Raw genomic sequence first — 5,719 nt, 5'->3', positions numbered from 1 at the left:
GCCCGGCCACCAAGACTTTTCGGAAGACACCTACCGCGTACTTACCGCCGTGGACAGCGCGCTGATGGTCATCGACGCGGCCAAAGGCGTGGAGGCGCAGACCATCAAGCTGTTGAACGTCTGCCGCCTGCGCAACACGCCCATCGTGACGTTTATGAACAAATACGACCGCGAAGTGCGCAATTCGCTGGAATTGCTCGACGAAGTGGAAAGCATTCTGAAAATCCGTTGCGCGCCCGTTACCTGGCCGATCGGCATGGGCAAAAACTTCAAGGGCGTGTACCACATTCTGAACGACGAAGTGTATCTGTTCGACGCGGGCGGCGAGAAGCTGCCGCACGAATTCGAGATTGTCCAAGGCATAGCCAATCCGCGTTTGGACGAACTGTTTCCGCTGGAAATGGAAAACCTGCGCGCCGAAATCGAACTGGTGCAGGCCGCGTCGAACGAGTTTGATTTGGAAGAATTTTTGGCGGGCGAACTCACGCCCGTGTTCTTCGGTTCGGCGATTAACAATTTCGGCATTCAGGAAATTTTAAACTCGCTCATCGACTGGGCACCCGCGCCGAAAGGCCGCGACGCGACCGTGCGCGAAGTGATGCCGTCTGAAGAAAAATTCTCCGGTTTCGTGTTCAAAATCCAGGCCAATATGGATCCGAAACACCGCGACCGCATCGCTTTTCTACGCGTGTGTTCCGGCAAATTCGAGCGCGGCATGAAGATGAAACACCTGCGCATCAACCGCGACATCGCTGCCAGCAGCGTGGTGACCTTTATGTCGCACGACCGCGAATTGGTGGAAGAAGCCTACGCCGGCGACATCATCGGCATCCCCAACCACGGCAACATCCAAATCGGCGACAGTTTTTCCGAAGGCGAACAGCTGGCGTTTACCGGCATTCCGTTTTTCGCGCCGGAACTCTTCCGCAGCGTGCGCATCAAAAACCCGCTGAAAATCAAGCAGCTGCAAAAAGGCTTACAGCAGCTCGGCGAAGAAGGCGCGGTGCAGGTGTTCAAACCGCACTCGGGCGCGGATTTGATTTTGGGCGCGGTGGGCGTGTTGCAGTTTGAAGTGGTAACTTCGCGGCTGGCCGCCGAATACGGTGTGGAAGCGGTTTTCGACACCGCGTCCATCTGGTCGGCGCGCTGGGTGTCGTGCGACGACAAGAAAAAACTGGCCGAATTTGAAAAAGCCAACGCCGCCAACCTTTCCGTCGACGCAGGCGGCAACCTCGCCTACCTCGCCCCCAACCGCGTGAACCTGAACTTAACGCAGGAGCGCTGGCCGGACATCGTGTTCCACGAAACGCGCGAACATGCGGTCAACCTGAACGCCTGATGCTTGCTTTACAACAGCAGAGGCCGTCTGAAAAAACAGGCTTCGTTTTACGGCAAAGGCCGTCTGAATGATTTTCAGACGGCCTTTCCTTTATTTGGAAATGATTTCATTCATTTCCAAACAATCTACCCGTCATTCTGCAACCGTTCCCAATACACACTTAAGCTATTGTTTCCGATTATTTCCAGCTATACTTTCCAACGTCCTGCCCCATCAAAAATGCAGCGACAAAAGAATAATTTCCGTCATTATTTTATTCTAAATGATTACCTGATACATCAGAAAGGAAACGGCAATGAATAAGCAAACAGCAAATACAGCGGCTCCGGGCGACACGGATACCGCCACACCCCTGACATTGACAGGCGACGACGGCCGCAACACGCTCAAAGGCGGTGCGGGCAACGACACCCTGCGCGGTTTGGGCGGCAACGACGTTCTCGACGGCGGCACGGGCGGCGACATCATGTACGGCGGCAATTCCCACGACGTTTATTATGTCGACAACGCAGGCGACCGCGTCATCGAATCCGCGCGACAAGGTACGGATTCGGTGGTGGCAGGCGTTTCATTCTCCCTACCGAACAACGTCGAAAACCTGACCTTCTCGGGCAGCGCCAATCTCCGCGGCAGCGGTAATGCGCTCGACAACACCTTGCGCGGCAACCACGGCGACAATCTGTTCCGCGCGGGCGCAGGCAGCGACTCAGTGCACGGCTTGGGCGGCAAAGACATTCTCTTCGGCGGCGACGGTGCCGACAAACTGTACGGCGGCGCAGGCAACGACATCCTTTACGGCGGCACCGCCCGCCTGCCCGAACGGGACGACACCCTGCTCAGCGGCTGGCGTTGGAAAGACGAAAACGACGGCAACGACTTTCTCGACGGCGGCAGCGGCAACGATACGCTGATGGGCGGCAAAGGCGACGACACCTATTATTTCGCCCGCGGTTACGGCCGCGACACCATCATCGATTTCCGCATTCCCGGGGTAGAAACCCTCTCCGATCCGCAGGGCCTAAACACCGTGCGTTTCGGCGCAGGCATCCGTCCCGAAGATTTGACCATCAAAGCCGCCGTCAATGCCGACGGTTCGCTGGCGCAGACTTGGGAAATCGGCATCAAAGGCAGCACCGACAAGCTGTTTATCCACAACCAGACTGCCGTGGCCGCCGACCAGCATTTCGAACCCGCCGTCAGCCTGTTCGAATTCGACTCGGGCACGCTCCACTATTCCGAGCTGGCCCGTCGCGTCGGCGTTGAAGGCTACGCCAAAACCGTCAACATCACCGCAGACAGCGGCTACCGCTTCGACAGCGACACATTCGGCATCGGCAGCAGCAATACCACGCCGCTGAATCTGGTGAAGATAGAGAAAGTCAGCGGAGGCCGTCTGTTTTACGTCAACAGCGAAGGCGAAATGAGCGAATGGATCAAATCGGGTACGGTATCGGCGTATGATGCCGAAAACCTGATATTCATGCCCAACCGCAACGCCGCCGACCCGGGCATCACTTACAGCTATCTGCCCGACGGCAGCTTCAGCGACATCGAAACAGGCGTTTCCCACACCATCCGTTTCCAACCGCAAACCGGCCATACCGATGCCGACCGCATCCTGTTCGGCGACATCAACGGCAATTATCTCGCAGGCGGTACGGGCAGCGACCTGATAAACGGCCTGACCGGCAACGACCGTCTGCTGGGCAAAGGCGGCAACGACACCCTGTTCGGCAATCAGGGCAACGACACGCTTGACGGCGGCAGCGGCAGCAACCTGCTGTACGGCGGCGCGGGCGACGATGTTTACCTGTTCGGCAACGACGGCGGCCAAAACCGCATCATCGACGGCGAAGGCAGCAACAGCATACGCTTCGGCAAAGGCATCCGCCCCGAAGACCTCACGCTCAAAACCCTTGCCAACGGCAGCGGCACCGATTGGGAAATCACGCTCAACGGCACAAACAGCGTACTCGTTATCGAAAACCAAAACGGCAACGTCAGCCCCGCCGTCGGCTCGTTCGTTTTCGACTCCGGCACGATGAACGGCAGCACGTTTGAAGAGTCGGCCACCCACCAAGCCGCCACCGGATACGCCGCCACATCCCCCGCCGTCCTGCCCGAAGAGATACCGGTCAGCGGCATCATCGGATAACGGTTTTGCCTGCATCCGCAGCTCGGGCAGTGTAAACAGCATCTGCCGTATGGTTAAGGCCGTTTTCAGACGGCCTTAACCCATTCGTGTGCCGGCCTCCGTTTCCGATCCCGCCGAAAGGAATAACGGACGGATGTACAATACACGGTTTCCAAACCGTCCGACAAGCAAAGGCCGTCTGAAAAAACATTTCAGACGGCCTTTGGTTTTCAGCCGCACGTTTGCACAAATAGTGAAAGCCGTACCGTTACATTTCCGTCATTCCCGCGCAAGCAGGAATCCATGCACACCATTCCGATACCGCCTGAGTTCTACGAACCGTCGCAGTACGCGGTATACCCAAAGCAACACGGCCGTACTGTCCGGCCCCCATAGGCCGTCTGAAAACGGCTTGCCAAAGCCCGCATACCCGCACCGTAAATATCAGCCGACAATGCTCCGACCTGCCCAACCCGACCGTACCGATACATCCCGAAAACGCAACCCATTCATTTCACATACATTTTTACAATCCTACCGCTATACGCAAAACCGCTGCTTCTGTTATAGTGAGAATAAAACTATTCTCATCAAAAGGAGTGAAAACCCATGTTCAAAACCAAGCTGACTGCCGCCGCCGTGATGGCGGCGGTATCCGCACCGTTGTGGGCGCAAACGGATTCCGTTGATTTGGGCGAGGTACAGGTAACGGGGCAACGCCGCTACAACGCGATTTCCACCGAAAAAAACCGCAATTACAGCGCATATTCGTCCACCGTCGGCACCAAATCGCCCGCATCGCCGCGCGAAATCCCGCAATCCATCAGCATCCTGACCCACCAGCAGATTAAAGACCGCAATGCCAACACGCTCGACCAGCTTGCGCGTAAAACGTCCGGCCTGCGCGTGTTGAGCAACGACGACGGCCGCTCGTCCATCTACGCACGCGGCTACGAATACGACGAATACAACGTGGACGGCCTGCCCGCGCAGATGCAGAGCATCAACGGCACGCTGCCGAATCTGGCGGCGTTCGACCGCGTGGAAGTGATGCGCGGCCCCAGCGGGCTGTTTGACAGCTCGGGCGAAATGGGCGGCATCGTCAATCTGGTACGCAAACGGCCCACCAAAGAATTCAAAGGCCACATTGCAGCGGGCGGCGGCACCCACAAACAGTACAAACTCGAAGGCGATGTATCGGGCAGCCTGAACGCCGACGGCAGCGTTCGCGGCCGCGTTTTGGCGCAGACCACGGGCAAATCGGCCGCCCCCGCCGATAAAAACAACCGCAGCGAAACCGCCTATGCCGCCGTGGATTGGGACATCACGCCCGACACCACTTTCGGCGCGGGCTATCTCTACCAGCAGCGCCGTCTCGCTCCCGACAACGGCCTGCCCGCCTTATCGGGCGGCACCCTGCTGCCCCTGCCGCAAGACAGATTCGTGGGGGCACCGTGGAATAAATTCCGCATGAACAGCCACGACGTATTCGCCGACTTGAAACACTACTTCGACAACGGCGGCTACGGCAAAATCGGCATGCGCTATTCCGACCGCAAAGCCGATTCCAACTACGCCTTTTCCGGCAGCGGCATCGATGCCGGCGGCAACGTGCGCGCCACCGGACTGGGCACCGACATCCGCCAGAAAGCCTTCGCCGCCGACGCATCCTACAGCCAACCGTTCGAATGGGGCAACACAGCCAACGAATTTGTGGTCGGTGCCGACTACAACCGCTTCAAAACCGATACCGAACAAGGGCGCGGCGGCCTGAACCCGTCGCTGCCCTACGTCTCCTTCGACACACTCGGCCACACCGACATCCTCGCCAACGCCCGCTCCGGCGCACGCGGCTATACCCACAGCACCGACAAAAACACCCTCGACGAAATGGGGCTGTACGGCAAACTGACCGTACGTCCCGCCGCCACACTTTCCCTGATTGCAGGCGGACGCATCGGCCGCTACGACATCAAATCCGACAACGGCGAAGGCCGTCTGAAAAAGAACGAAACCAAATTCACCGGCTATGCAGGCGCAGTTTGGGATATGACCGACAACCACAGCCTGTATGCCAGCTACTCGTCGCTCTTCCGCCCGCAGGCCAACCTCGGCACCGACGGCAGACTGCTCAAAGCCCGCCAAGGCACACAGATTGAAACCGGCTACAAAGGCAGCTACTTCGACGACCGCCTCAACAGCCGCATCAGCCTCTACCGCCTTCAGGACAAAAACGCCGCCGCCCG

3 protein-coding genes are annotated in these 5,719 nt (G+C 58.2%); all 3 read left to right on the top strand.

The window, feature by feature from the left end:
* Positions 1-1,339 (top strand): peptide chain release factor 3 (locus tag ACEYDX_RS01235; protein WP_373740219.1); only part of this gene is annotated, 1,339 nt, incomplete at its 5' end.
* Between the two features lie 295 nt (positions 1,340-1,634).
* Positions 1,635-3,494 carry a calcium-binding protein gene (locus tag ACEYDX_RS01230; RefSeq protein WP_373740218.1) on the top strand — a complete coding sequence of 620 codons (1,860 nt, stop codon included), beginning with the start codon at positions 1,635-1,637 and terminating at the stop codon, positions 3,492-3,494.
* A gap of 588 nt (positions 3,495-4,082) precedes the next feature.
* The coding region (locus ACEYDX_RS01225; protein WP_373740217.1) for a TonB-dependent siderophore receptor at positions 4,083-5,719 on the top strand (1,637 nt) is incomplete at its 3' end.

This window comes from Neisseria sp., from assembly GCF_041804105.1.
Lineage (GTDB): Bacteria > Pseudomonadota > Gammaproteobacteria > Burkholderiales > Neisseriaceae > Neisseria.
Note: the sequence above shows the minus strand (reverse complement) of the source record. Positions and strands in the feature narration are given on the sequence as shown.